This is a genomic window from Prescottella subtropica, from assembly GCF_005434945.1.
In the GTDB taxonomy this organism is placed as follows: Bacteria; Actinomycetota; Actinomycetes; order Mycobacteriales; family Mycobacteriaceae; genus Prescottella; species Prescottella subtropica.
Genome location: NZ_SKCH01000002.1, coordinates 251,894 through 277,355 on the forward strand (window position 1 = coordinate 251,894; position 25,462 = coordinate 277,355).

Here is a 25,462-nt window from a genome sequence, read left to right on the forward strand (position 1 = left end):
ACTCCGGACGGCACACGCCGGGTGCGCCGACCGGGAACGGAGGACGACATGGCTCGTATCCACGCGGTCACCCCGCGCGAGGCCGGCCCGCTGGTCAAGGCCGCCTACCGGTACGCCGGACGCCGGTACGGGGAAGTCCCCGAACCGATGGCCGTGTACGCCAACCATCGGAAACTCTTCCTGCTCTCCTCGGCGCACGAGATGGGCGTGGAGAAGGCGTCGACGGTGCTGCCGGCCGACGTCCGCGACATCGCCGTGTACCGGGTGGCCTGGACCGTCGGCTGCTCGTGGTGCGTCGACTTCGGCACCATGCTGCAACGGCTCGAGGGCCTCGACATCGACCGACTCCAGCACATCGGCGAGTACGAGACATCCGAGTTGTACAGCGACGACGAACGCGCCGCGATCGCCTACGCCGACGCGATGACCGCGACCCCGACGACCGCCACCGACGACCAGGTCGCCGACCTCGAACGCCGGTTCGGCCGCGACGGCGTCGTCGAACTCACCTACCAGATCGGGATCGAGAACATGCGGGCCCGGATGAACTCGGCGCTCGGCATCCACGACCAGGGATTCAACTCCGGCGACGCGTGCCGGGTGCCCTGGGCTACGGACCCGGACGCGCGGAAACCCTGACGCCGCCGAGTTTTTCGGGATTCGCGATGTCGTAGGCCGCCCACACGCGGCCGTCACGGACGGTGAACGCGGTGACCCGGCGCGGGAACCCCGGGTGGGTGCTGTCGCCCGGGGCGCCGTCGCCGAGGAACCCGAGCCGGCCGTTGACCAGCACCGGGGTGGCCGACAGCAGGGCGTCGAGGCCGTACTTGCGGGCCAGCCCGAGGAAGAACCGGGCCGAGCGGTCGGCGCCGGTGACGACGTTGACCGCGGTACGGGTGGTGCCGTTCGCGTCGCCGACCGTGACCGCGTCCGGATGCAGCGCCGCGACCACCGCCGCGAGGTCGCCGCTCGCGAGCGCCGCCATCAACCGGCCCACCGCCTGGTCGTGTTCGGACTCCGACGCCGGTGGGGGAGCGGCGGCCACGGCCCGACGGGCCCGGGACGCAAGCTGCCGGGCAGCCGGCACACTCACCGACAGGATCGGGGCGATCTCGTCGAACGGCACCGCGAACCCGTCGTGCAGGACGAACGCCACCCGCTGGTCCGGGGTGAGCGTATCGAGTACCACCATCGCCGCCATCCTGTTGTCTTCTTGCCGCACAACGAATTCCAGCGGATCCGGGGTGCGGGACGGTGTCGGGTCCGTGACGATCGGTTCGGGCAGCCACTGCCCGACGTACGTCTCCCGCCGCACCGCCGCCGACCGCAACCGGTCCAGGCAGATCCGGCCCACCACCGTCGTCAACCAGGCCCGCAGATCCCGGATCGCGGCGGTGTCGGTGTCGGAGAACCGCAGCCACGTCTCCTGCACGGCGTCCTCGGCGTCACTCACACTGCCGGTGAGGCGGTACGCCGCGGACAGCAGGTGCCGGCGGTGTTCCTCGAACGAGTCCACGAGTGTCGTCGCGCCCATACCGCGATCCTATGACTGCTCCGACTGCTCCGACTGCTCCGCCGCCCCCGCGTTTCGCGCACTTGCCGCGCGGAATCCCGCGTCCTGGACCGCGGTAAGTGCGCGAAACGCGAGAGGCGTCGGTCGGACATTTGTTCAATTTGTTACGCTGATCACAATTGGTGTGATTTGCGGTAACGGTCAGTGTCGAGCTGCAGACCGGACAACTGCAGGACGGAGGGCCCGGCGGCGTGAACATGGTGTCGAAGCTGGCTCGGCGGCAGCTCGTGGCCTTCCTGGTCCTCGGCATCGTCAGTGTCGTGTTCGTCGGCGCCCGGTACGTCCGGCTCGACCATCTCCTCGGTTTCGGCCACTACCCCGTCTACGTCGACCTGGCCGCGTCCGGTGGCATCTTCCCCAACGCCGAGGTCACCTACCGCGGCGTGCCGGTCGGGCGGGTCGGCGAACTGGAACTGACGTCCGACGGTGTCCGGGTGGAACTGCTGCTCGACGACGACGCCCCCCGCGTCCCGGAATCCGCGGCCGCGGTGGTCGCCAACCGGTCCGCGATCGGCGAACAGTACGTGGACCTGCAACCCGCCCCCGGCGACACCGGCGGCGGCCCCTATCTCGCCGCCGGTGCGGTGATCGAGCGTGCCGACACCACCGTCCCCACCCCGGTCGAGGATCTGATCGCATCCGTCGACTCCCTCGCCCGATCGGTTCCCGTCGACGGCCTGCACACCGTGGTCACCGAACTCGGCAGGGCGTTCGACGGTCGGGGCGACGACCTGCGCACGATCGTCGACTCACTGAACGCGCTCACCCGGGAGGCGTCCGACGCACTGCCTCGGACACTCGACCTGGTCTCGGGCGGCCGGACCGTCCTGGGCAGTCAGGCGGAACAATCGTCCGCGATCCGGTCGTTCAGCGCGGACCTCGACACCCTCGCCGCGCAGTTGCGGTCGAGCGATCCGGACGTGCGCCGGTTGATCGGCGCCGGCACGCACGCGGCCGGCGCCGTCGGCGCACTCGTCCGCGACAGCGGCGCCGACCTCACGACGGTCCTGACGAACACGCGACAGGTGACGTCGCTCGCGCCGGGGCGAGAGGCATTCCTGCAGAGCGGATTACAGCTGCTGCCCGCACTTCCGGTGGCGGCGAGGGCCGTCGCGCCCGGCGACGGCACCATCCACTTCGGACTCGTCCTCGAAACGAACAATCCCGCGCCGTGCACACTCGGCTACGAGAGCACCTACCGCACCCTCGACGACATGCGCAGGAACAACCCGGATTTCGACGACAGTCGTGACGACTTCCCGTTCTCGACGGACGTCCGCTGCCTCGCACCACAGGGCAGTCCCACCGGGGTGCGCAGCGCCGAGCGGGCGGTCCTGGCCGACCCGGCGATCCCGCAACCGTGGGACACCATCCCGAAGCGGGCCCCGGATGCGTTGAACCTCAACCCGATTGCGACGCAACTCGCGACACTGATGGGCATCGTCCCACCGGCGTGACCCGGCGATCACGACACAGCGGTCGATGCGGGCGCAGTTCGGCAGTTTCCTGCGGAAACCGCGGCGCTGCGCCACACTGGGGCGACCCCACGACAGGAGGTCGTCCCATGGAACGTCACTCGACGGAACTCCGCTCGGACGGGACCGGGAACGTCGCCGTACTGCTCTGGTGGGCCACCCTGCTGGTCGTCGTCGCAGCGGTGCCGGCGGTCGCGGCGCTCGTCTTCATGGGGTCGGCGCTCGTCGCACTGACGACCGGGCTGATCACCGCAGGCGGTGTCGGTCTCGCGGCCCTGCTGATCTGAGCGGTCCCGAACCGGGCGGATCCGTCAGCGCAGCTCGTCGGGCAACTCGGACGGGTCGAGCAGCACGAACTGCCCGTCCGCGCCGCGCACCTTCTCCGACATCGCCAGGTTCTTCTCCACCAGGGTCCACTCGTATCCGGGGATCTGCGCGGTGGCCTTGGTGAGAACCTTGCCGTCCCGGGTGCCCCAGGAGACCGGCATGAAACTCGCCATCTGCCACGTCGTGGTGTCGGTGAGGGACGTGCGGTCCCCGAGCACCGACACCGACGGCACCTTCTTCCCGACCTTGTGATCCTGCCCCGGCAGTGCCCGCACGGTGCGGGCCGCGAACGCGTAGTGCGGTGCGCCGGCATCCGGCTTGGCGACGTCGACCAGCGCCAGCAGCGTCAGACCACGCGGATGCACCTCCGACACCACCGCCGGAACCAGATCACCCTTGGCGTACAGATCCTCGATGCTGCCCACCTTCCGGGGCGTCCACACCACCATGAACAGCGACACCAGCGCGGTGATCGCCAGCACCACCCCCAGGATGTACGACCACGGCTGCGCCAGCACGAACAGCCACGCCGCGCCGCCGCCGAGGAGCACGGCCATCAGTGCCGCCGACCACTGCAACCGGCGCAGATCACCGAGGGTCTCGTTGACGGCCTTGGCGTGATGCTTGTCGACCGGGAACTCGAAACGTCGCACGGGGAAGGGTCCTATCCGATGGTCGGGCCGAGCAGGTCGTCGGCGTCCGTGATCCGGTACGCGTAACCCTGTTCGGCGAGGAAACGTTGACGGTGGGCGGCGTACTCGGCGTCGAGCGTGTCCCGAGCGACCACCGAGTAGAAGTGTGCCTGACCGCCGTCGTGCTTCGGACGCAGGAGCCGTCCCAGCCGCTGCGCCTCCTCCTGACGCGACCCGAACGTGCCCGACACCTGCACCGCCACCGACGCCTCCGGCAGGTCGATCGAGAAGTTCGCGACCTTGCTCACCACCAGTGTCCGGATCTCCCCGGCCCGGAAACGGTCGAACAGGGCCTCCCTTTCCTTGTTCCGCGTGGAACCCTGGATGACGGGGGCGCCCAGTTCCGCACCGAGTTCCTCGAGCTGGTCGAGGTAGGCGCCGATCACCAGGGTCGGCGCGTCGGGATGCCGGTCCAGGATGGATTTCACGACGGCGTGCTTGGTCCGCGCCGTCGAGCACAGCTTGTAGCGTTCCTCCGGTTCGGCGGTGGCGTACGCCATCCGCTCGGCGTCGGTGAGCGTCACCCGCACCTCGATGCACTCGGCGGGTGCGATCCAGCCCTGCGCCTCGATGTCCTTCCACGGCGCGTCGTACCGCTTCGGTCCGATCAGCGAGAACACGTCGCCCTCACGACCGTCCTCGCGGACCAGAGTCGCCGTCAACCCCAGGCGTCGACGGGACTGCAGATCGGCCGTCATCCGGAACACCGGCGCCGGCAGCAGATGTACCTCGTCGTAGATCACCAGACCCCAGTCGCGGGAATCGAACAGCTCGAGGTGCTTGTACTCGCCCTTCGACTTGCGGGTGATCACCTGGTACGTCGCGATCGTGACCGGGCGGATCTCCTTCTTCTCGCCCGAGTACTCGCCGATCTCGTCCTCGGTGAGCGACGTGCGCGCGATCAGCTCCCGCTTCCACTGCCGGCCGGCGACGGTATTGGTCACCAGGATCAGCGTCGTCGCCTTCGCCTTCGCCATCGCGGCCGCACCGACCATCGTCTTGCCGGCGCCGCACGGCAGCACCACCACGCCGGAACCACCCGCCCAGAAAGAGTCGGCCGCCATCTCCTGGTAGTCGCGCAACTCCCAGTGGCCCTCCTCGAACGCGAGGTCGATCGGATGCGCCTCCCCGTCGACGTACCCGGCGAGATCCTCGGCCGGCCAGCCGATCTTGAGCAGCATCTGCTTGAGATGCCCACGTTCGGACGCATGCACGATCACGGTGTCGTCGTCGACCTTCGCGCCCAGCATCGGGGCGATCTTCTTGTGCCGCATCACCTCGGTGAGCACCGCCCGATCCAGGCTCACCAGCGTCAACCCGTGCACCGGGCTCTTCACCAACTGCAGCCGACCGTACCGGGCCATCGTGTCGACGATGTCGACCAGCAGGGGCTGCGGCACCGCGAACCGGGAGAAGTTCACCAGCGCATCGACCACCTGCTCGGCGTCGTGCCCCGCCGCCCGCGCATTCCACAACGCCAGCGGCGTGATCCGGTACGTGTGCACGTGCTCGGGGGCCCGCTCCAACTCCGCGAACGGGGCGATCGCCTGCCGGGCCTCACCGGCGCGCTCGTGGTCGACCTCGAGCAGCAGGGTCTTGTCGGACTGGACGATCAGCGGGCCGTCGGTCACGTGTGCCTCCTGGCAACGATCTGAGCAAACGGGAACCAGACCATTGTCCAGACCGGGAGGAGGCCACGCCACACGGTGTGGCGTGGCCTATCCGGGTCACCGTGCCACGAGGGACTGCCGGACGCTGCGCACCTGCACGAGTGCTTCGGAAATTCCGGCGCGATATCCCGCCTCTTTTTCCGTGTGTCCGGCGACGGTGTCGAGCTCGTTTTCCAGTCGCGCCTGGATGCGATCCAGGGCCAGTAATGTGCGTTTCATGCTCGGGCCCGTTCGTCGAGGACGAAAATGCGTGCCGACGTGAGCGCCGAGCGGAAGCCGGCGGACCGGGAGGATGCCGCAGGGCCGTCCGGGACCAGAGACGTCAACATGCGGTGCAGGTCGTCGAGGGTGGTGGGAGTGTGCTCGCGCATCAGGGGCCGCCCGTCAGTGCCGCTTGCGCTTCTTGATGAACTCTCCTGCCGCGGCGGCCCGTTCCCTTTTCTCCGCGCGCTTTTCCTTGATCGACTGTCCGGATTTTCGCAAACTTTTACCGGATTTTCGCTCTGCCATTGTCGCTCCTGAATTCGAAGTGGCAATCACTGAAACGAGACCATAGTCTATTTCCCGGGAAAGTCCAGTCGGGCGCTGCGCGCCTGTGCGCCTTTTTGGTAGTGGGAGCTACCAAAAAGGCGCACAGGCGCCGAAGGCGCCTACGTCAGTGCCACCGACGTGATCCGGTGCAGCGTGTACTGGCGGAGCTCGCCGGTGTCGGGGTCGCGGGCGTCGAGTCGGCCGCCGCCGACGGACACCGGGGCGACGATGCGTTGCGATGCGACGCCCTGCGCGTCGACGTAGCCGATCGTCACGGTGCGACGCACCTGGGCGGCGGTCTGCAGCAGGGTCATCGTCGCGGCGAGGGACGCCCGGCTGCCGTCGCTGCGCAGCATCGCCCCGGTCGACGCCGCCGCCCGATCCCCGGAGCGCAGCGATCGCACCACCGTCGTGAGCTGCTCGTCGGTGGGTACGGCGGGCACCCGGGTGCGGGACACCCGCGCCGCCGGAACCCGGGCACCGCGCGAGCGCAGATCGACGATCGTGCCGCTGGAATCCTCGCCGGCAGGCGCGAACCCGGCGGCCCGTAGTTCGCTGAGCACCTCCGACAGTGGTGCCTGCGAGATGACGACGGTCGGTGCCAGCGCCCGCAGTGCGAGCTGTTCGGCCACCGGCGACGACAGCACCTCGACGAGCAGTGCCGGATCCTCGCACCGGACGAACGACGCCGCGATCCCCACCCGCAGCCGCCCGTGCCGGCGGGCGACGTCGTCGATGAGATACGTCAGCGACTGCGGGACCGGTGTCTTCGACCGGGTCGCGAACAGCGCCTGCAGTTCGGACGCGCCGAGTCCGGCGTCGAGCGCCCGCCGGATACTGGCCTCGCTGATCCGGTACATCGACGCGGCACCCGCGGATTCGATGTCGGCGACGAGCGTGATCTGCTCGAGCAGGTCCGGGACCAGCGGGCCGGGGGCGACGACGGTGAGATCGGCCTGCACCAGCACGTAATCGATCGGTTCGGGCAGGGCGGCATCCATCTCGGTCTCGGGATCGCCGCCGTGCAGCAGCGCCTTACCGGGGGACGACAGCGCGCCGTACGCGACCAGACCGAGTGTCCGGGCCTCGTCGAGGGTGCGTTCGACGACGTGCGGTCCGAGCCGGCCCGACCACCGGGGCCGACGCCACGCCAGCAGCCGTGCCGCTTCGTCCGCCGGCACGTCCCGGCCACCGGCGTCGGCGAGCAGTTCGAGCAGCAGTCGACGCTCCTGCGGGGAGCTGGGGGAGCGGACCTCGTCGGACAGCGTCGCGATCGGTTTGTCGGCGGCGTCCCGATGCCCGATCAGCCACGGCCGCCGCGGCAGCGTCAGCCACGCCCCGGCCAGTGTCGCCCACCGTCGCGCCGGGTCCGAGTTCAGCCAGCCGTCCACCGCGACCGTCGGCGCCCAGTGACCCTCGACATCGGTCGCCGGCGCCGGGTCCGGCAGCCCGGACGCGATCAGCCCGGCGCCCGCGAGCAGTTCGAGCAGCAGCCCGATCCGGGCCTCGTCGACGCCGGTGCTCTTGGCCAGCCGTCGCAACTCCCGCACCCCCAGACCGCCGGCCTTGAGGGTCGGCGCGGGCGTGGCGCCGAGCGCGGCGATCAGATCCTCGCAGTGCCGCACCAGTTCCAGGGCCTCGCCGGCCGCGGCCGCGTTGACGTCCGCGGGCGCACGTTTGCGTCCCGTCCAGGCAGGCGGAGTGGGGGAGGCCGGGTCGTGGACGGCCTCGCCGCGCAGAACCTGACCCACGGTCGTCGGCAGTTCCACGGTTTCGGCGTCGATCCAGTGCAGCAGCCCGCACGCGAGCAGACGCTGCACCGGCCGGTCCGGGGACGTACCGGGCGCGGCGTCGCGGGTGCGTCCGATCGGGGACGACCGCGCCAGCGTCGTCAGCAGGTCGCGTTCGGCCGGTTCGATGCCGTCCAGGGCGGACCGGACCCCGGCCTCGTCCAGGGCGTCCGACGCCGTCGCCGTGCGGCCCACCCGCCACGGGATCGTCTCCGCCGCGGCCGCGACGATCCGCAGGTGCTCGTCGTCGCCCCACACCAGTGCGAGCGCCCGCAGCCGCGTCAACGCCCGGTCCACGGACCGTTTCGGGGCGCGGCCCGTGAACACGTCGGTCACGGCCGCCCGCGGCACGGGTGCCTGATCGGCGTGGGCGAGGACCAGCACCTCGAGAATCCCGAACTCGAGGGTGTCGAGGGTGTCGGCGGCCCGCACGACCGACGCCCGCTGCCCGGCCCGCCCGGCCAGCACCGTGCACGTCGCGGGCGGCGGCACCGCCAGGTCGGGGCGCAGTCGCAGCAGGGCGACGAGTTCGGCGTCCTTGCGGTCGGTCAACCAGCCGGTGAGGGTCGGTGCGGTCACGGGGGCCGGGGTTGCGGGGGCACCCGCGGCGTCAGGAGAAGAAGGCATCGTTTATGAGATTAGTGACCTGGGCTGTACCACGGCGTCGGCTCCTGCCAAGATGGGCGGCGTGGCTAACAATTCGAAGAAGCAGTATGTCGATCCAGGGTGGCCGGACGTCGCGGACGGAGATCACGCGGTGACCGAGCTGTCGTCCAGCCGTGCAGGCAATCTCTCGCCGTTCGGCGAGGAGATGGAGTTCCCGCTTCCGGTGGAGTCCCTGCCCTACGTGCACCCGCACACGGTGATCAACCGCTGACGCACAGACGACGAAGAGGGTCCCTCACCGTTCGGTGAGGGACCCTCTGTCATGTTCGGGGTGTCGCGGCTCAGCTCTGCGACGTGCCGGCGACGGTGCCCGCGATGTCCTGCAGGTTCAGCGCGCCCAGGTCGAACGACTTGGCGGCCGCGTAGGCGTCGAGGATCTGCTGGTCGACCGCGAAGCCCTGGGTGTGGGCGGCGTCGAGGAGCGAATCGATGTGGTCGAAGACGCCCTGCGCGGGATGCGCCGCAGCCGGGGCTTCGGCGGCGGGTGCCGGTGCGGGGGTGACGGCCTTCGGTGCCGGGGTGGCGGCCGGGGCGTTGCGCTGCGTCGCGCCGCTGCTCAGGCCGAGCTTGGAGGAGCAGGACGGCCATGCGCCCCAGCCCTGGTTGGCGAGCACCCGCTCGGCGACGACGATCTGCTGCTCGCGGGTGGCGGTGTTCGCGGTCGCGGCGAACTCGCTGCCGCCGTGCGCCGTCCACGTGCTCGGCGAGAACTGCAGGCCGCCCTGGTAGCCGTTGCCGGTGTTGATGCCCCAGTTGCCGCCGGCCTCGCACTGCGCCAGGCGGTCCCAGTCGGAATCGGGGGCCGCGTTGGCGGTGCCGGCGAGGGCGACGCCGCTCACGCCCATGATGGCGCCGGTGACGGCAACCTTGGCGACGGTGCGGCCGGTGGTGGTCGGCTTGCGATGGCGTCCGCTCATGTCGGTGGGTTCCTCTCCGTACGCGCCTGCGAGGTCAGCTGTCGGGTTCGGACTGAGAGGTCGCCCGGCCTCGCCGCTCATGGCTCGAGCGGGTCTGGCTTCACCCCCAGGGAGATCGCTCTCCCGTTGCCCTGCGGGGTAGTCCCTGGCGGGACTGTGTTCCCCGGAGGACCGGTGGGTCCCCCGTCCCCGTCCATGGATGGTTCGTGGTTTCCGGACCCGCTGGACGGGGTTTGGCGCGGTGGGCCCGGATGTGGCCGTGGTACCGGCCGGGAACGACGGTACGACGATCCGGGGCCGAACGTCACTAGTTGGTAACGCGGCGAGTCGAGCGGTGGTCATGGGACGAATCGGGCGTGGTCGCCGTCGCCCCTGCTAGTCGGGCTGCGCGGGATTCGGTCACGAGTCGACGCCGCTCCGTTACTCTGCCGTTATGTGATGGAGATCACATGTAGGCGTGGGTGGTTTCGGCTGTTCCGGATCCGTCAGGTGGCGGACCGTCCGGCCGGTCCGGGACGGCCCACGTCGACGATGTCCTTGCCGAGCGGCATCAACGAGATCGGGATCATCTTCAGGTTCGCGATCGCGAGGGGGATTCCGATGACGGTGATCGCCATCGCGACCGCCGACACGACGTGCCCGATCGCGAGCCAGATCCCCGACAGGAGCAGCCAGATCACGTTGCCGACCAGTGAACCGACACCGGCAGTGGGCTTGCCGACGACCGTTTTACCGAACGGCCACAGGGCGTAGACGCCGATCCGGAACGCCGCGATCCCGAACGGGATGGTGACGATCAGGATGCACATCAGGATGCCGGCCAGGAAGTAGCCCAACGCCAGCCACAGGCCACCGAAGATCAACCAGATGATGTTGAGCAGTGTCCGCACGGTGGTCCTTCCGGGGGCGTCTCAGCGGTTCCGGCGGCCGGAACGCAGGGCGTAGGCGATGGCCAGGACGAATCCGATCGGGCAGGCGAGCGTGAGGAAGTAGAGCGCGAGACCCGGATCGCCCTCGGACAGCGAATGCACGAAGAACACCGCGACGATCGCCGCGATACCGACGAAGAAGCAGGCGAGGGCGGCATAGAACAGGCCCTTGCCGGAGTGGTCGGACTGGTTGCGCTGCGGTTCGTTCGTCACGGTGTCAACGGTAGGCCACGACCGTCGAACGGGCGGTTGCCGGGCACGGCTCTCGGCCGATGCTCGGACAACCGCCCGTTCGCGCGGAGGTGTCAGGACAGGGACTGCTCCAGCCGGACCGCGATGTCGTCGAAGTTCGCGGTGTCGGACTGGCCGACCAGCCCCGACGTCTGCGGATCGAACGTGAAGGTGGCCGTGACGTCGACGGTCTTGCCGTCGAAGCTCCGGTCGAGGACGGCCGGGGTCGACGCACCGTCGATCGTCGCGGTCACGGTGGGTTGCAGCTGTCCGGTGAGCTGGCCGCCGCTGGTGAAGGCGACATTGCCGACGGTGAGTCGGGCCTTCGTGTCCGCGCCGGTGAGCGTGACCTTGTAGCTGCCCGCGTAGGTGAGGACGTCGCCGGGCACGATGCGGAACGACGCGATGTCGACCGGCCCGTTCCGGTCCTTCCACGTAGGGGCGGTGACCTCGGTGATCGACCCCGATCCGCCACCGCCCGGCGTGGTCGTCGGCGGGACGGTCGTCGTGGGTGGGACGGTCGAGGTGGAACCGCCGCTACTGCCTGAGCTGCCGCCGCTGCTGCCGGCGCCGAGGCTGCCGAAGTCGCATGCGGTCAGCGTCAGGGTGGAGCCGAGGGCCAGTGCGGCGACCGCGACCTTGACGGCCCGGGTGTGTGTGTTCATTCGGTGTGTCTTCCGTTCCCCTCGAGCGACATGCCTGGATGTCGACGATGTCATTCGGTCAGGGCCGTGTCAGCGGTCGGTGCGGTGTCGGCGGCCGGCGCGGCGTCGGACGAGGTCTCGTCGGACGGCTGTTCGACGACGGTCTTGGTCCACGACGAACCCGAGGCCTTGTACTGCTTTCCGCCGTCCGTGATCCACAATGTGTCGGTCGACTCGTCCCACTCGTACGTCGCCGACACCGACACGGAAATACGCTGCAGCTCATTGCTGTTCGCATCCTCGATCACGATCGCGGCCCCCGACTCGGCAGACTGCACCAGCGTCGCCGTGTAGCCGGATGGCGACTTCTGCGCATCCTCGAGCGGAGTGTCGGCCGGGGTGGTGGTCGACGTAGTGGTGGTGGTCGGCGATGGCGTAGTTGTCGTTGCCGCCGTTGCGTCCGTGGGCTTCGTCGACGACGTGTCGGTGGTCGACGGCGCAGTGGTGGGAGCGGTCTCGACTGCCGCAGGCTTCTCGTCCACAGGGCTCGAGTCGGGGGCCATGCGTGCGTTATTGACATTGGAGGTAGCGGACCCACAAGTGACATGCCATGCGCTCGCGCCCTGCCTCTTGACGGTATAGCCGCGCCAATCGGTGGACTCTTCGCCGGTGGCGGTATTCACCGTGTGGATTTCCACCGTATGAGTCTGACTGCCGTTACCCGCGTTGGGGGTGTTGTCTTTCCAGATATCCGTCGAAACCTGTTGCCCCACTTGATTCGAGGAAGGAGTGACATCCCAGTTCTGGCCAGTACCGGCCACGATGACGTGATACTTGTATGCGGCATTCAAGTGGGTCCAACTCAGTACGCACTTGTCGATGTTCGTTAATACCCATTTCCAGGTCGAGTTTGCTCCTGCAACACTCGCAACCGCCGGCAGCACATTCCCCGCCACGGTCAGCCCACCACTGGTCGCTGCCGCGGTGTCCTGGAACGAGGCGCTGGTCGTGCTGATCTGGGAGAGTCCGAGCACGGACAGTGCGACGGCACCGGCGGCGAGGGTGGGGCGTGCGGACTTCCATGCGGAGCGCCGCGACCGATGTGGCTGTTCGGGTTCGGGCGAGAATCGAGTGGTCACGGCGTCTGGGTCCTTCCCCCATGCGGAATATCGTTGTCCGGGTCGGTATTCGGTCGATCGTCGCCGCGGTGCCCGGACGGTTTGGCGACGAGCATGAGCAGCACTCCGGCGAACACGCCGCCGAGGAACACGGCTGTCGAACTGGACAGCCATGCGGCGACGTAGCCGAGGCCGGGAACACTCCAGAAGACGCGGTCCGCCTCGGTGATTGCATACGGTTCGACGTCCGGCGCGTTGTTGGCGTCACCCTTCAGTACGACCGTGGCAGTGCCGTCACCCGCCGGCTGAATGCCGTACACGCGGTGCGTGATCCGGGTGCCGTACGCGTTCTCCACGCTGACCACGTCACCGATCGACAGGTTGCCGACCGGCACGGTCCGGGAGAATGCGAGCGAACCGGTCGTGATCTCCGGCGCCATCGAACCGGACTGGAAGATCAGCGGTTTGATGTGGAACAGCAGTCCCGCCACGGTTGCCGCGATGCAGATCAGTCCCGCGATCGCCCCGACGGTCAGGGCGGTCTCGCGGACACGGTGTGCGCCGGACGCCCGGGGCTTCGGTGAGGTCATGGTGGTTGTCATGGCCGGGTGTCTACTGCGAGGTGGCGGTGACGGTGAACTTCACGGTGATCGACTTGTTCTGCATGGTCTTCGTCAAACTGTTTCCGGCGGTGGCGCGCACGCAGAGGTTGTCGGTAGCACCGGCCGCGACAACTCCACGATTGGTGACGACCGTCCGCGCCACGGAGAGGTCGCCACTGCCGAGTGCGGTTCCCGTGCACGTGTTACCCGGATACACGCTGATCGTGATCTGGCCGGCCACGGCGGCATCGCCGGCCGCCTGCGCCGTCATCCCGTACGTGAAGGCCGTGTCGCCGGTGTTCTGCACCGGCAGAACCGCATCGACGGAGGATCCCGGGAGCAGGCCACCCTTGGTCAGGGCAGCGAACGGGAATTCCTTGCTCGCTTGTCCCGACGGTCCGAGTTTCACCGCGATCGGGGTGGAGGTGGCGGTACCGAACGCGCCGGAGGTTGCGGTGGCTGTGGTGCTCCACGCGGCCATCGTGCCCACCGATCCGAGGCCGAGGACCATACCGAGGGACAGTGCGGCCCGAACCCGGCCGCTGCCCAGCACCCGGCGCATGCGTGCACCGACGCGGGGAGTCGAGGTCGAGATCTCGTCGCGAGACATGAAGGGGCCCTTCTTACTTCGAGGTTGTCGAGGAATCGGCGTCGATCACAGGAAACACGTCCGTGGCGTCGTCGTCCGGCGGTGTCTGTGTGTGCCGCTGTCGGCGCTTGTCCCGACCGGAACTGACGAACATCGTTGCCGCATAGATCACCAGGCCGCCGACGACCACCATGAGGAGGGTCGAACGCTGCTGACCGGAGATGACGTTGTTGATGTAGCCGACGTACGGGACGGCATACCAGACCCGGCCGCGGATCTGCTCGGGAACGACGGGACGCTCGTCGGGGGCCGGGTTGGCGTCACCCTGCGTGGTGAACCGCAGCTCACCCTTCGCCGAGTACTGCACCGCGGTGATGCGGTGCGTGACGACGTCGACCTTGCCGGACTCCCACTGGAACGTGACCGCGTCACCGACCCCCAGAGTTCCGGCGTCCACCGGCTCGACGACGACGAGCGTGCCCGGCGGATACGTCGGCTTCATCGACCCGGTGAGAACCGTGTAGGGCGTCGAGCCGGTGAGACGGGGAACGACGATCGTCGACGCCAGGAGTCCCACCATCACGATGAGCAGAACCCACGAAACGACCGACTTGACCCACCACCATGCGGTGGTCGGCTCGTCGGCGGGGGCGGCGGCGTGGCTCACGTCAGACCTGGGATGCGTCGAACGTGAACGTGGTGGTCGAGGTGAGGCCGGCGCCGGCCCCGGTGGCGACCGTGCCGCGCAGGCACAGCACCGTCTCGGCACCCGACTGCAGCGCAGGCCGCAGCGCGGTGCTCGCGCCGATCATGTTCCCGTCGTAGATCTGTGTCGGCGTACCCGTCGGATCCCCGGTGGCCGGGCAGGACGCCTCGTTCGCGACCTCCCACACCTTCAACGTCAACGGAAGCGCAGCGTCGGACTGTGTCACGTTCGACAACCGGTACTGCGTCGGCACATCACCGGTGTTCTTCACCGTCAACGGCGTCTGCGAATACCCGCCCGCGGCAAGCCCGGTCTTCCCGAACGAGTCGAGCGTGAAAGACCCGGCGCCGACGCCGATGTTCAAGGTTCCGGCGGTGATCGTCGCGCCGGGAAGCGTCTCGGTGTCACTCCACAGGGCGCCGGTCTGCTGGGCCGAAAAGAAAATCAGCCCGACAGCCGGCGCCGCTGCAAGAGCCCACCAGCGGTGGTTCTTCGACAAGGTTCTACTGCTGCTGCAGGTTCAGCGTGATGGTGCCCAGCACGGCCGTTGCGCCCTGGCCGGTCAGTCCGGTCGTGTCGGCTTTGAACGTCACCGGGACCGAGACGTCGAGCGTCTTGTCGTTCGCGGCCGTGCCGATCGTGGTTCCGGTCACGCCCGGGCCGCTGATGGTGGGTGTGCCGATATTCAGGAGGCCCACGAGGTCGCCCGTGGCAGTACCAGCGGATGCGGTGATCGTGGCGGTGAGGTTGTTGCCCTCCAGGAGGACCTTCGGCGACGCCTTGTAGGTCAGCGTCTGGCCCGGAACGATCCGGTAGGCACTGACGTCGGAGATCGCGGTCGCTCCGTCGTACCACGTGCCGGCGGCCGTACCGTCGACGAACTGCAGCTTGCCGGAATTGATGGTGCCACCGGTAACGGTCTCGGTGTCGTTCCACGCGGCAAACGTGCTGGCGCCTCCGGCGAGGAGGAGTGCTGCTGCACCGGCGGCGATGGCGCCCTTGGTCTTCTTGTTCATGCGTTGTTCTCGCGTTCTTCTGGCCCTGTGGCGTGGGCGAGGTGAGGAGGGTGCATTGGACGTGGATCCGTCGGGCACCCGAGAAGATGGCCGTGCTGTCGGCGAAGCCCCCGCGCTACGCCGAGAACTTTGTAGCACCTGCGAGGGTTGTCCGGAAGGAAAACTGGTCAATTGTCCAGAAGTTTTTTCGTCCCGGATCGGTTCAGCCGCCGGGGTTGTCCGGATAGGGACTTTCGTCAGGTCATCGGTGTGCCGAAAACATCGAAGTTCCCCGCCTACCCCGGCGGGTACACTGGCCGCATCACGCGTCCCGCCCTCCGTGCGGGGCGCGTTGTCTATATCCACGTACGTACTCGGGCGGCGAGTGCGGCAGTCAGATGAGCGGGTGAACGCGGTGCCTACCGGCAAGGTGAAGTGGTACGACGTCGAGAAGGGCTTCGGCTTCCTCTCGCAGGACGAGGGGGAGGACGTCTACGTCCGGGCGTCCGCGCTGCCGGACGGAGCCGAGGGCCTCAAGGCCGGTCAGCGTGTCGAGTTCGGGATGGCTGCCGGTCGCCGCGGTCCGCAGGCGCTCAGTGTCACCGTGCTCGATCCGGCGCCGTCGGTGCGTCAGGGTCAGGGCGGCGGTCGCCGTGATGCGGGTGCGCCGCGCAAGCATTCGCCGGACGAGCTGCACGGCATGGTCGAGGACATGATCACGCTGCTCGAGAAGACGATCCAGCCGGACCTGCGCAAGGGCCGCTACCCGGACCGCAAGATCGCGCAGCGGATCTCCGAGGTCGTCCGGGCCGTCGCCCGCGAACTCGACAGCTGACACGCCCGGCACGTACGACGGGAGCCCACCGGCCACAGTGCCGATGGGCTCCCGTCGTCGTATCGGGTGTTACTGCGCGGGCGCGATGGTGCCGCCGCCGGGCATCGGCATCGTCTGGAACGCCCACACCTGCGCCAGCCCGTTCTTCGCGGGGAGCTGGATGATCGCGCTGATCAGCTGCTCGCCCTCGTTGCCGGGGACGGTCACCGCGTACGCCTCACCGGGTGTGTAGTCGCGGTAGCCCTCGAAGATCTCACCGGTCTTCGGGTTGCCGATCTGCACGTTCAGACGCCAGTTCGAGTCGGCGACCTCCGGCGGCAGCGACAGCTGCAGGGGGTTCCCCTCGGGCACATGGAGTTCGGCGATGTCGAGGCCGACGCAGTTGAGTTGCGCGTCGCACGCGCCGCCGGCGACGTCGACCGACGTGCCGTGCGCGTAGGCGGTGACGACCGGCAGCGACTCGGGTGCGTTGCGGACGAGGAGGGTCACCACCGTGCCCAGACCGGCCGCGGCCACCAGTACCACCGCCGCGATCAGCGCAACAATCTGTTTCGTCCGGGCTTGCATCATGGATTCCGTTTCTGGTTCGGCGGATCAGTCGGCACGGGGGCTGTGGCCGACCGTGGGTCGTGCGTCGGTCTGGGGGTTGACGTGTTCGGGGCGTCTACCGCCGAGACCCGGAAGCAGGGTCGCGCCGCGGTACGTCAAGATCGTCTGGACCAGTCCGATCGTAAGGACCACGGCCACGACGGTGAAACCGATCCACAGTTCGGTGGGCAGCAGGACACCGAGGGTGCCGCCGAGAACCCAGCTGAGCTGCAGCACCGTCTCCGACCGTCCGAACCCGGACGCGATGGACTCCTCGGGCAGATCCTGCTGCAGCGACGCGTCCAGCGACACCTTCGCGAGCGCGCTCGCCCCGGACGCCACCAGCGCCGCCAGCGCGGCGGCCGGCAGGTTGCCGGTGAGTGCGACGAGGACCGCGACGACGGTGGACGCGATCGTGCAGCGCAACACCATCATCGCCGGGCGGCCCAGTTCGAGGCGGGCGCCGGCAGCGTTGCCGGCGAAGTTGCCGATACCGGCGGCCGCGCCGACCAGGCCGAGTGTCAGCGCCTGCATCAGCGGTTCGTGGTCGGTGTTGGCCTTCGCGACGAACGCGATGTACAGCGTGAGGAAACCGGTGAGGACCCGGATGGTGCCGTTGCCCCACAGTCCGGTCACGACGACGCGGCCCAGGGGTTGCCGTCGTTTCCCGGACTTGCCGGGGGCTGCGGCGGACGGGCCGCCGCGCACGTCGATCAGTTCGGTGGGGGAGTCGTCGCCGTGGAAGGTGAGGGTCGCCGGGACCTCGCCCTCGGTGACCTCGACCCACGCCGGGATACGCATGCACAGGTAGGCGCCGAGCGCGGTGATGATCGCCGTCAGGCAGAGCACGCCCGTCGAGCCGGTCACGAACGCGAGCGCGCCCGCGAGCGCGCCCGCCCCGATCGTGCCGCCGACCAGGCCGAACACCGTCAGCCGCGAGTTCACCCGCACCAGGTCGATCTCCGGTGGCAGCACGCGTGGTGTCACCGCGCTCTTGAGGACCGAGAACGATTTGCTGAGCACCATCATGCCCAGCGCGCACGGGTACAGCGCCCAACTGTCGAAGTTGAAGACCAGCACCAGTGCCAGCACCGTCCGCAGCACGAACGAGGAGGCCAACGCGATCCGCCGGCCGCGCTGCAACCGGTCGAGCGCCGGCCCGATCAGCGGTGCGATCAGCGCGAACGGGGCGATCGTGATCAGCAGGTACAGCGCGACCTTCGTCTTGTCCTCGCCGGTCGCCGCCGAGAAGAACAGTGTGTTGGCGAGGGCGACGGCGATCGTCGCGTCGGTCGCGAAGTTCGCCATCACCGCATACGTCAGCGCCGTCAGCCCCGACTTGTCGGCGCCGTCGGCGGTTGCGGCCCGGCGGAACGTCGCGATGCCCTTGTTCGTCAGTTCCCGGCTGCGCATCGCCGCGACGCGCGTCACCGTCAGTTTCCGCGGCATCGGCGGCGGTTCGGGGGCGCGGTCGTCGAACGCCTCACGCGGCTCCGACCCCGGCTCCGACTCCGGCTGCGGTCGCGGGAGCGGCCGTGTCGACGGCGGATGCAGCGGCGGCAACGGGGTCCGCCGGGCAGCGGGACGCCGCTGCGGCGGCGGGGGATAGTTGCCGTAGCCGGGGTGCTGCCGAGGCGCCCGGTCGCGCGGCGCCTGCTCACGCCCGTGGGCGTCGTGCGGTTCGCGGGGTCCGGTCACCCCCCAATTCTGTCCTAGGACCCGGAGAACGCACGAGACGGGCGGCCCGTGTGTCGCTTACGCGACGAATCGGACCTCGAACATGCGCGGCCACAGCTTCCCGGTGACGAGGAACCGGTCGGTACCGGGGATCTGCGCGATGCCGTTGAGTACGTCGACGCCGCCGGTGTCGGCGGGCAGCGCGTCCTTCAGGTTCGACGCGTCGATCCGCGTCACCACCACCCCGGTCGCCGGATCGATCTTCACGATCCGGTCCGTCTGCCACACGTTGGCGTACACGAAACCGTCGTCGGCGCACTCGAGTTCGTTGAGCCGGTCCAGGGAGCGGCCGTCGAGGGTGACGTCGACGGTGCCGACGGCGTCGAACGTGGCCGGATCCCGGAACGTCAGCGTGTCCGAGCCGTCGCTCATCACCAGCCGGTCGGCCTGCGTGCACAGCCCCCAGCCCTCGCCGTCGTAGCCGACCTGCCGGCGGGGCGCGAGGGTGCCGCGGTCCCGTTCGATCGCCACACCGTCCTTCCACGTGATCTGCCACAGCGTGCCACCGGTGACGGTGATGCCCTCCCCGAACATCGGCCGCGCCAGGTCGGCGCGGGCCAGTTCGGTGCCGGACGCCAGATCGGTGGCCCGCACCCACGAGTGCCCGACTCGGCCGGTGCCCTCGTACAGGACGCCGTCGGAGATCTCGAGGCCCTGCGTGAACGCGTCGGCGTCGTGCGGCACCTCGCGCACGATCTCCGGACTCTGCACCTCGGCGACGACCGCGCCCGCCGCCGGCGTGTCGGCCGCGCACCCGGCGACCGGTACGACGATCGCCGCCGCGAGTACGAGGCAGGACAGGGGGCGGCGCCGGTTCACCCGACCAGCATGACAGCCGACGACAGCCCGGACGCGCGCAGAAGGGACCGGGTGCGGCAAGATGGACGCCGTGAGTGTTGCGTCGTCTCCCGAGAGCGCCGTCGTGCGCCCCGTCCTCGCTCGAGCCGTCGACCGCGCCCGCGAGGCGCTCGTCGACCTGAACGAAGGCGCCGTGGGGAGGCACCTCGGTGTCACTGCCGACGACGAGTGCGCCGCCACCCACCGGTTCGCCGCCGACCTGCCCGGCTATCACGGGTGGCAGTGGGCGGTCGTCGTGGCGTCGGTGCCCGGCACCGAGCACGTGACGGTCAGCGAGCTCGCCCTGCTGCCCGGTCCGGAGTCGCTCGTCGCACCCGAATGGTTGCCGTGGGATCAGCGGATCCGGCCCGGCGACCTGTCACCCGGTGACCTGCTGGCGCCGCCGCAGGACGATCCGCGTCTCGTGCCCGGCTACGTCGCCACCGGCGACCCGGAGATCGACGACGTCGCCTTCGCGGTGGGGTTCGGCCGCAAGCAGGTGATGAGCCGTGACGGACGTCTGGACTGCGCGGAGCGCTGGTACGACGGCGACCACGGGCCGGACTCGGACATGGCCAAGGCGGCACCGTCGACGTGTGAACTGTGCGGCTTCTACCTGCCGCTCGCCGGGTCGCTGCACGCCGCATTCGGTGTGTGCGGCAACGAGATGGCCGCCGACGGGCACGTCGTGACCGCCACCTACGGGTGCGGCGCCCACTCCGACACCACCCTGCCCACCGGTGCCGGCAGCCCGCGCTTCGACGCGTACGACGATGCCGCGGTCGAGATCGTGGACCGGCCGACGTCCGGGTCCGAGCCCGAGTCCGAGCCCGAGGGCGAGCTCTGACCGATCCCTTCGGCACCGCCGCGCTCCGCGAGGGCACGCTCGTCGCCTGGCGGAGTTCGCCGACACGCCTGCGTGAGGACGCGGCCGCCGAGGCCGATCTCGTGCGGGCCGGCTACCGCGACCGGATCCTGACCGAACTCGCCCAGAATGCGGCCGACGCCGCCGCACGGGCCGGGGTGCCCGGGACGCTGCTGATCCGGGTGGACGGCGACCGGCTGCACGTCGCGAACACCGGTGCCCCCCTCGACCGTGACGGCGTCCAGGCGCTCGTCGCGCTGCGGGCATCCGGGAAATCCACCGGCGTCGGACGGTTCGGTGTCGGTTTCACCGCCGTCCTCGCCGTCGCCGACGACATCGAAATACGGTCGGGCACAGGCTCCGTGGCGTTCTCGGCTGAACGCACCCGCGCCGAGATCGCGGCCGCCGGACTCGACGCGCCCGCGATCGGAGTGCCCGCACTGCGGTTGGCGTGGCCCACCGACGCCGAGCCGGCCACCGGGTACGACACCGAGGTGGTGCTGCGACTCCGTCCCGGAATCGACGGCGGCGCACTGCCGGCCGCGTTCGTGGCCGAGGCCGTCGACCTGCTGCTCGAACTGCCCGCACTCGCCTCGATCGAGGTCGACGGGGTGGTGCTGCGCCGCATCGAACGCAGTCTCGGGAACGGCCTCACCGAGATCACGATCGGCGCGAAGACCTGGTGGCAGTACCGGACCGCGGCCGCCCGCTGGCTGGTCCCGGTCGACGACGGGCACCTCCGCCCGGTCACCGGTGACGTGCTGCGGGCCCCGACCCGCTCCGACGAGGAACTGTCGCTGCCGGCGCTGCTGATCGCCGACGTGCCGATGCAACCGGACCGCCGCCGTCTGCTGCCCGGAGCCCCGCTGACCGACGTCGTCGCCGGGTACGCGGATTTCGTGGCGGCGGTGCCGCGCGAGCAGCGTCCCGGTCTGGTCCCGGTGCCGGGATTCGCGCGCAGCGAGGCCGACACCGTGCTGCGGGAGGCGGTCGTGCGGGAACTGCGCACGTCGCCGTGGCTGCCCGCGGCCGCCGATCCCGCTGCCCCGGACCCTGCCGCCGATCTCGTGCCGGCCCGGGCCACCGTCGTCACCGGGCTCACCCCGGAGTTGGCCGACGCGCTCGCCGACGTCGTCCCCGATCTGGTCGATCCGCAACTGTCCGGGCCGCGGTACGCGCCGGCGCTCGCGGCCGTCGACGTGCACCGGATCGGACTCGCGCGCATCGCCGATCTCCTCGGCGGGCATCAGCGCCCGCCGGAGTGGTGGCACGCCCTGTACGCGGCGCTCGAACCGCTCGTCGTCGACGCGATCGCGGTGGAAGAGCTTGCCGCTGTTCCGGTTCCGCTCGTCGACGGCCGCACCGTCACCGGTCCGCGTACCACCGTCACCGGCATCGATCTCGGTGCGACGGTGGGCGATGCCGCGGCGGCCCTGGACTGGGTGCGGCTCGTCCACCCCGACGCGGCGCATCCGCTGCTGAACCGGCTCGGCGCGGCCACGGTCACCGCCGGTGACCTGCTCGCCGACCCGGTGCTGCAGGCGCGGATCGAGGACGTCGACTACGACGACCTCGATGCCGCAACGGAATTGGCGTCCGTCGTGCTCGGGCTCGTCGGATCGGCCGGCCCCGGGACACGACCGGAGTGGCTCGGGGAGCTGCCGCTGCCCGACGCCGACGGTGACCTCGTGCCCGCCGACGAACTGCTGCTGCCCGGCTCCCCGCTCGCCGACGTCCTCGTCGCCGACTCGCCGTTCGCGACCGTCGACCCTGACCTGGTGACCCGGGTGGGGGCGGAGGCGTTGCGTGCGGTCGGTGTCGGCTGGGGATTCACGGTGCTGCGCGCCGACCTGCCCACCGGACCCGACCACGACCTCGACGACGAGGGCACGTGGTGGGACACGCTCACCGACGATCCCGAGACGCTGATCGCGGTCCGCGACCTCGACCTCGTCGACCCGTCCCGCTGGCCGCAGGCCCTGAGCCTGCTCGCCGGCGACCCGGACACCGCGGCCGCGCTCGCCGACCGCGGCGGCTACACCGCGTGGTGGCTGCGCCGGCACGCCGAGATCGACGGCCGCCCGCTCGGCGTGCTGCGCGCACCCGACGACGCCACGTTCACGGGCCTGATCGACGTCCTCGACCATCCGGCCGCGGCGATACTCGCGCCCGCGCTGGCCCCGACGTCCGTCGACGACACCGAGTTGGCTGCCGTCCTGCTGGGCCGGCTCGCCGACCCGCAGCGCGACGTCACCCCGGCGGCCTCGACCCGCACACACCGCCTGCTCGCGGCGGCCGCGGACCGCGGCGTACTCGACCTCGACGACCTGGAGGTGCCGGCGCGGGTACGGGCCCTCACCGGTGTCGTCGTCGACGCCGGGACGGCCCTCGTCCTCGACCGCCCGCACCTGGCGGCCGTCGTCCCGGCCGAGCGGATCGTGTTCGGCGCATTCGACACCGCGGCCGCGCTCGCCGACCTGCTGGACCTGCCGGTCGCGTCGACGGCCGTCCACGCCACCGTCACCGGCGTCGGGGAGACGAGTGTGTGGGATCGGGAACCCGGCGCGATCCTCGCGTGCGCCGCTCTCGGACTCGACCTGCCGTCCGGCGGGGTGACCGTCCACGACGACCTCGTCGTCCGGGTGTCCGGCGCGGTCACCGGGGACGTCGCGGTGCCGTGGTGGGTGGACGACGCCGGACACACCCACATCCGCCGCAGCTGGGGTCGCGCATGAGTGTCGACCGGTCGGTGCTGCAGTGGGTGGTCGACCACCGCACCCCGTGGCTCACCGACGTCGTCACCGCGATCACCCACACCGGCGGCACGATCGCGGTGTTCGCCGCGACGACCGTCGTGACACTCGTGCTCCTGGCCTACCGCCGCACCGCCGACGCCGCCGTCGTGGCCGGGGCGATGCTCACGGGCTGGGCGCTCATGGCCGGTCTCAAACATCTGTTCGGCCGGGCGCGACCCCCGATCCCGGAACGGCTGATCCTGCTCGACTCGTACTCGATGCCGTCCGGGCACGCGATGACGACCGCGATCCTCGTGTGCGTCCTCGCCGCGGTCGTGCTGCGCGTCGTGGCGGCGGGTACCCGCCGGATCGTGCTGCTCGCGATCCTCGCGTCGTACACCCTCGCGGTCGGCCTGTCCCGGGTGTACCTGGCGGCGCACTGGCTCACCGACGTCCTCGCCGGCTGGACGCTCGGAGTGGTGTGGGCGGCGCTGTGGATCGTGGTGATCGGCCGCCGCGCCGCCGCCGCGACACACGCGAACAGTGTGTGAGATGCCGCACGCGGAACGGTGTCGGTGTCGGGTCTTTTCCTCGGTTCAGTCGAGTCCGCGTTGCGCGCCGCGCCTGCCGTTCCGGGCTGCCCGTCGTTGCACGAGGAACAGGCCGAAACCCGCGACACCGAGGGCGGTTCCGGCGTAGCAGACCGGGAGTGCATCGGCCCAGCGGTCGCCCGCGAGCATCACGACGACGGTCGTTACGATCCATGCCAGAGTCGCTGTCGCGAGTACCGGCCGCGGATCGGACAACCGTTCGACGAGCGTCGGCGTGCTATGGATTTCGGTCACAGAATTAAGGTACCCGCCCGTCGGTGCCCTACTCTGCCAGGTGCGAAACCCCTACCTTCCGGCGATTGGACCGAACTGCGACATGGCGGTAACCGAGAAAACCCCAGAGCCGACGAAGTCGTCGCGGCTGCTCGACAACTACTTCAAGATCACCGAGCGGGGGTCGAGTGTCGGCCAGGAGGTCCGTGGCGGTCTGGTCACGTTCGTGGCCATGGCGTACATCGTCGTCCTCAACCCGCTGATCCTCGGTAGCTTCTCCGCCGACGATGCCGCCGCGAAGACCGACGTCCTCGGCAACATCCTGCCGGTCGGCCAGGTCGCCGCCGTGACCGCGCTGGTCGCGGGTCTGATGAGCATCGCCTTCGGCATCATCGCGAACTATCCGTTCGGTATCGCCGCCGGCCTGGGCATCAACAGCCTGCTCGCCGTGTCGATCGCACCGCAGGTGACGTGGCCCGAGGCGATGGGCCTGGTCGTCATCGACGGCCTCATCATCGTGGCGTTGGCCGTGACGGGCTTCCGGACGGCGGTCTTCAACGCCATCCCCCGTGAACTCAAGGCCGCGATCGCCGTCGGCATCGGCATGTTCATCGCGTTCATCGGACTGGTCGACGCCGGCTTCGTCCGCCGTATTCCCGACGCCGCCGGCACCACCGTCCCCGTCGGCCTGGGCATCAACGGGTCGATCGGCGCGTGGCCGACCGCTGTCTTCGTCTTCGGTGTCCTGCTCATGGGCATCCTCGTGGTGCGCAAGGTGCGTGGCGGCCTGCTCATCGGCATCGTCGTCACCACCGTGCTGGCCGCGATCGTCGAGGCAGTGTTCCACGTCGGCGCGTCCAAGGGCGTGGACCCCACGGGCTGGAACCTGGCGGTGCCGGCGATGCCCGACGTGCTCGCGCAGTTGCCGGACCTGAGTCTCGTCGGCGAGTTCAGCCTGTTCGGTGCGTTCACTCGTGTCGGTGTCCTCGCGGCGAGCCTGCTCGTGTTCACGCTCGTGCTCGCCAACTTCTTCGACGCGATGGGCACCATGACCGGGCTCGGCAAGGAAGCCGGTCTCGCCGACAAGGACGGTAACCTCCCCGACATGGGCAAGGCGCTCATCGTCGAGGGTGCCGGTGCCGTCGTCGGTGGTGGCGCGTCCGCGTCGTCCAACACCGTCTTCGTCGACTCCGCGGCCGGTATCGCCGAGGGCGCCCGCACCGGTCTCGCGAACGTCGTCACCGGTCTGCTGTTCCTGGCCGCGATGTTCCTCACCCCGCTGTACTCGGTGGTGCCGATCGAGGCGGCCGCGCCGGCGCTGGTCGTGGTGGGCGCGTTGATGATCGGGCAGGTCCGTGACATCGACTTCGGCAAGTTCTCGGTCGCGCTGCCGGCGTTCCTGACGATCGTCACGATGCCGTTCACGTACTCGATCGCCAACGGCATCGGCGTCGGCTTCATCTCCTACGTGGTGCTCGCGGTCGCGGGCGGCAACGCCAAGAAGGTGCACCCGCTGCTGTGGGTCGTCGCGGCACTGTTCGTGGCCTTCTTCGCGGTCGGCCCCATCACCGACGCCATTACGTGAG

The 25,462-nt window shown here is 69.7% G+C and carries 30 protein-coding genes and 1 riboswitch; of the genes, 9 read left to right on the top strand and 21 right to left on the bottom strand.

The annotated features are described in order from the left end of the window. Nucleotides 1-48: 48 nt before the first annotated feature. Nucleotides 49-639, top strand: a complete 591-nt coding sequence (locus E0497_RS03495) for a carboxymuconolactone decarboxylase family protein (protein WP_137723386.1) — start codon at nucleotides 49-51, stop codon at nucleotides 637-639. Here the strand turns inward: E0497_RS03495 and E0497_RS03500 are convergent. Then, nucleotides 611-1,534, bottom strand: a complete 924-nt coding sequence (locus E0497_RS03500; protein ID WP_137723387.1) for a sigma-70 family RNA polymerase sigma factor — start codon at nucleotides 1,532-1,534, stop codon at nucleotides 611-613. The two genes, E0497_RS03495 and E0497_RS03500, sit on opposite strands and share 29 nt — an antisense overlap. Before the next feature lie 236 nt (nucleotides 1,535-1,770). Here E0497_RS03500 and E0497_RS03505 point away from each other — a divergent pair, with 236 nt between their 5' ends. Beyond that, nucleotides 1,771-3,030, top strand: a complete 1,260-nt coding sequence (locus E0497_RS03505; protein ID WP_170312863.1) for an MCE family protein — start codon at nucleotides 1,771-1,773, stop codon at nucleotides 3,028-3,030. 107 nt (nucleotides 3,031-3,137) lie between these two features. Continuing rightward, complete coding sequence (locus tag E0497_RS03510) at nucleotides 3,138-3,335, top strand: hypothetical protein (RefSeq protein WP_137723389.1); 198 nt, start codon at nucleotides 3,138-3,140, stop codon at nucleotides 3,333-3,335. 24 nt (nucleotides 3,336-3,359) lie between these two features. Here E0497_RS03510 and E0497_RS03515 read toward each other — a convergent pair whose 3' ends face one another. The 6 genes from E0497_RS03515 to E0497_RS03525 all read right to left on the bottom strand — a co-directional run bounded on the left by E0497_RS03515 (nucleotide 3,360) and on the right by E0497_RS03525 (nucleotide 8,685). Next, nucleotides 3,360-4,028: a DUF3239 domain-containing protein gene (locus E0497_RS03515; protein WP_137723390.1), complete on the bottom strand. Its 669-nt coding sequence runs from the start codon at nucleotides 4,026-4,028 to the stop codon at nucleotides 3,360-3,362. Nucleotides 4,029-4,039: 11 nt separating this feature from the next. After that, a complete protein-coding gene (locus E0497_RS03520; protein ID WP_137723391.1) occupies nucleotides 4,040-5,698 on the bottom strand; it encodes a DNA repair helicase XPB in 1,659 nt (552 codons plus the stop codon). Between the two features lie 96 nt (nucleotides 5,699-5,794). Further along, the gene (locus E0497_RS20585; protein ID WP_170312854.1) at nucleotides 5,795-5,956 is read right to left on the bottom strand and encodes a hypothetical protein; all 162 of its coding nucleotides are present in this window, start codon (nucleotides 5,954-5,956) and stop codon (nucleotides 5,795-5,797) included. Beyond that, nucleotides 5,953-6,108 (bottom strand): hypothetical protein, encoded by a 156-nt coding sequence (locus tag E0497_RS20380; RefSeq protein WP_161987383.1) that lies wholly within the window; start codon nucleotides 6,106-6,108, stop codon nucleotides 5,953-5,955. The genes E0497_RS20585 and E0497_RS20380 overlap by 4 nt, the downstream gene beginning before the upstream one ends. 13 nt (nucleotides 6,109-6,121) lie before the next feature. Next, nucleotides 6,122-6,247, bottom strand: a complete 126-nt coding sequence (locus E0497_RS20950) for a hypothetical protein (RefSeq protein ID WP_277751662.1) — start codon at nucleotides 6,245-6,247, stop codon at nucleotides 6,122-6,124. A 140-nt stretch (nucleotides 6,248-6,387) separates the two neighbouring features. Continuing rightward, on the bottom strand, nucleotides 6,388-8,685 hold the full coding sequence (locus E0497_RS03525) for a helicase-associated domain-containing protein (protein ID WP_137723392.1): 2,298 nt from the start codon (nucleotides 8,683-8,685) through the stop codon (nucleotides 6,388-6,390). A gap of 61 nt (nucleotides 8,686-8,746) precedes the next feature. On the opposite strand from E0497_RS03525, the gene E0497_RS03530 reads away from it, so the two are divergent. Then, nucleotides 8,747-8,935 (top strand): hypothetical protein, encoded by a 189-nt coding sequence (locus E0497_RS03530; protein ID WP_137723393.1) that lies wholly within the window; start codon nucleotides 8,747-8,749, stop codon nucleotides 8,933-8,935. 70 nt (nucleotides 8,936-9,005) lie between these two features. Here E0497_RS03530 and E0497_RS03535 read toward each other — a convergent pair whose 3' ends face one another. The 10 genes from E0497_RS03535 to E0497_RS03580 form a co-directional block, all read right to left on the bottom strand. Then, complete coding sequence (locus tag E0497_RS03535) at nucleotides 9,006-9,641, bottom strand: transglycosylase family protein (protein WP_137723394.1); 636 nt, start codon at nucleotides 9,639-9,641, stop codon at nucleotides 9,006-9,008. Nucleotides 9,642-9,648: 7 nt separating this feature from the next. Further along, a riboswitch (cyclic di-AMP (ydaO/yuaA leader) is annotated at nucleotides 9,649-9,802 on the bottom strand. A gap of 324 nt (nucleotides 9,803-10,126) precedes the next feature. Next, on the bottom strand, nucleotides 10,127-10,531 hold the full coding sequence (locus E0497_RS03540) for a YccF domain-containing protein (protein ID WP_137723395.1): 405 nt from the start codon (nucleotides 10,529-10,531) through the stop codon (nucleotides 10,127-10,129). A 21-nt stretch (nucleotides 10,532-10,552) separates the two neighbouring features. Next, entirely contained in the window at nucleotides 10,553-10,783 is a 231-nt protein-coding gene (locus tag E0497_RS03545) for a hypothetical protein (protein WP_137723396.1), read from the bottom strand. Between the two features lie 92 nt (nucleotides 10,784-10,875). Then, a complete protein-coding gene (locus E0497_RS03550; RefSeq protein ID WP_241665685.1) occupies nucleotides 10,876-11,466 on the bottom strand; it encodes an alternate-type signal peptide domain-containing protein in 591 nt (196 codons plus the stop codon). A gap of 50 nt (nucleotides 11,467-11,516) precedes the next feature. Further along, nucleotides 11,517-12,584: a hypothetical protein gene (locus tag E0497_RS03555; protein ID WP_137723398.1), complete on the bottom strand. Its 1,068-nt coding sequence runs from the start codon at nucleotides 12,582-12,584 to the stop codon at nucleotides 11,517-11,519. Beyond that, nucleotides 12,581-13,165, bottom strand: coding sequence for a signal peptidase I (locus E0497_RS03560; protein ID WP_241665686.1), 585 nt, complete (start codon nucleotides 13,163-13,165; stop codon nucleotides 12,581-12,583). The genes E0497_RS03555 and E0497_RS03560 overlap by 4 nt, the downstream gene beginning before the upstream one ends. A 10-nt stretch (nucleotides 13,166-13,175) precedes the next feature. After that, complete coding sequence (locus tag E0497_RS03565; RefSeq protein WP_137723399.1) at nucleotides 13,176-13,775, bottom strand: hypothetical protein; 600 nt, start codon at nucleotides 13,773-13,775, stop codon at nucleotides 13,176-13,178. 13 nt (nucleotides 13,776-13,788) lie between these two features. Then, a complete protein-coding gene (locus E0497_RS03570; RefSeq protein WP_241665687.1) occupies nucleotides 13,789-14,421 on the bottom strand; it encodes a signal peptidase I in 633 nt (210 codons plus the stop codon). A 1-nt stretch (nucleotide 14,422) separates the two neighbouring features. Then, nucleotides 14,423-14,959, bottom strand: a complete 537-nt coding sequence (locus tag E0497_RS03575) for a hypothetical protein (RefSeq protein ID WP_137723400.1) — start codon at nucleotides 14,957-14,959, stop codon at nucleotides 14,423-14,425. Between the two features lie 4 nt (nucleotides 14,960-14,963). Next, a complete protein-coding gene (locus tag E0497_RS03580; protein ID WP_137723401.1) occupies nucleotides 14,964-15,476 on the bottom strand; it encodes an alternate-type signal peptide domain-containing protein in 513 nt (170 codons plus the stop codon). Nucleotides 15,477-15,870: 394 nt separating this feature from the next. Between E0497_RS03580 and E0497_RS03585 the strand changes: the two genes are divergently transcribed. Further along, on the top strand, nucleotides 15,871-16,290 hold the full coding sequence (locus E0497_RS03585) for a cold-shock protein (RefSeq protein WP_137723570.1): 420 nt from the start codon (nucleotides 15,871-15,873) through the stop codon (nucleotides 16,288-16,290). A 69-nt stretch (nucleotides 16,291-16,359) separates the two neighbouring features. On the opposite strand, the gene E0497_RS03590 is transcribed toward E0497_RS03585, so the two are convergent. From E0497_RS03590 to E0497_RS03600, 3 genes are read right to left on the bottom strand one after another with little or no spacing between them, the layout of a single operon-like run. Next, the gene (locus E0497_RS03590; protein ID WP_137723402.1) at nucleotides 16,360-16,860 is read right to left on the bottom strand and encodes a DUF2771 family protein; all 501 of its coding nucleotides are present in this window, start codon (nucleotides 16,858-16,860) and stop codon (nucleotides 16,360-16,362) included. A 24-nt stretch (nucleotides 16,861-16,884) separates the two neighbouring features. Then, nucleotides 16,885-18,576, bottom strand: a complete 1,692-nt coding sequence (locus E0497_RS03595; protein ID WP_137723403.1) for an MFS transporter — start codon at nucleotides 18,574-18,576, stop codon at nucleotides 16,885-16,887. A 57-nt stretch (nucleotides 18,577-18,633) separates the two neighbouring features. Beyond that, a complete protein-coding gene (locus E0497_RS03600) occupies nucleotides 18,634-19,434 on the bottom strand; it encodes a glutaminyl-peptide cyclotransferase (RefSeq protein ID WP_137723404.1) in 801 nt (266 codons plus the stop codon). A 61-nt stretch (nucleotides 19,435-19,495) separates the two neighbouring features. Here E0497_RS03600 and E0497_RS03605 point away from each other — a divergent pair, with 61 nt between their 5' ends. Genes E0497_RS03605 through E0497_RS03615 form a run of 3 tightly spaced genes read left to right on the top strand, consistent with a single transcriptional unit; the run spans nucleotide 19,496 to nucleotide 23,603 of the window. After that, nucleotides 19,496-20,299, top strand: coding sequence for a DUF3027 domain-containing protein (locus tag E0497_RS03605; protein ID WP_137723405.1), 804 nt, complete (start codon nucleotides 19,496-19,498; stop codon nucleotides 20,297-20,299). After that, nucleotides 20,296-23,052 (top strand): sacsin N-terminal ATP-binding-like domain-containing protein, encoded by a 2,757-nt coding sequence (locus E0497_RS03610; RefSeq protein WP_137723571.1) that lies wholly within the window; start codon nucleotides 20,296-20,298, stop codon nucleotides 23,050-23,052. The genes E0497_RS03605 and E0497_RS03610 overlap by 4 nt, the downstream gene beginning before the upstream one ends. Then, nucleotides 23,049-23,603, top strand: a complete 555-nt coding sequence (locus E0497_RS03615; protein WP_137723406.1) for a phosphatase PAP2 family protein — start codon at nucleotides 23,049-23,051, stop codon at nucleotides 23,601-23,603. Before E0497_RS03610 ends, E0497_RS03615 begins: the two co-directional genes overlap by 4 nt. Nucleotides 23,604-23,648: 45 nt before the next feature. Here the strand turns inward: E0497_RS03615 and E0497_RS03620 are convergent, their stop codons facing one another. Continuing rightward, entirely contained in the window at nucleotides 23,649-23,897 is a 249-nt protein-coding gene (locus E0497_RS03620; RefSeq protein ID WP_137723407.1) for a DUF2530 domain-containing protein, read from the bottom strand. 82 nt (nucleotides 23,898-23,979) lie between these two features. Between E0497_RS03620 and E0497_RS03625 the strand changes: the two genes are divergently transcribed. Continuing rightward, nucleotides 23,980-25,461 (top strand): NCS2 family permease, encoded by a 1,482-nt coding sequence (locus E0497_RS03625; protein WP_137723408.1) that lies wholly within the window; start codon nucleotides 23,980-23,982, stop codon nucleotides 25,459-25,461. Nucleotide 25,462 lies beyond the last annotated feature (1 nt).